General features: G+C 57.5%; 1 pseudogene. It reads right to left on the bottom strand.

Annotation, left to right across the window (positions count from 1 at the left end):
* A pseudogene (locus AB9F29_RS22750) lies at window positions 1-116 on the bottom strand (IS30 family transposase); the annotation flags it as partial.
* Window positions 117-240 lie beyond the last annotated feature (124 nt).

Raw genomic sequence — 240 nt, 5'->3', positions numbered from 1 at the left:
TGCCGCTCAACGAGGGTTGCGATATAGCTGTTCTTGGATCCGCCAATCAAGTCGCCTTCCCAGTGGCCCGGAACGGCCCGATCTTCGACGGACGCAGGCCTTTCGCTGATAGATACAGCATGGACCTGTCGCGCTTTAGTGCCGCCCCAAGTGCTCGTTTAAGCCACTTTCCGTTCGAAAGCGACGGGACTTTTCCATCCCAGTGCTGAATGGCGCCGTCGCGGATTGTAGAACCCATTG

Origin of the sequence: Falsihalocynthiibacter sp. S25ZX9 (assembly GCF_041205405.1) — a bacterium.
GTDB lineage: Bacteria > Pseudomonadota > Alphaproteobacteria > Rhodobacterales > Rhodobacteraceae > Falsihalocynthiibacter > Falsihalocynthiibacter arcticus.
Note: the sequence above shows the minus strand (reverse complement) of the source record. Positions and strands in the feature narration are given on the sequence as shown.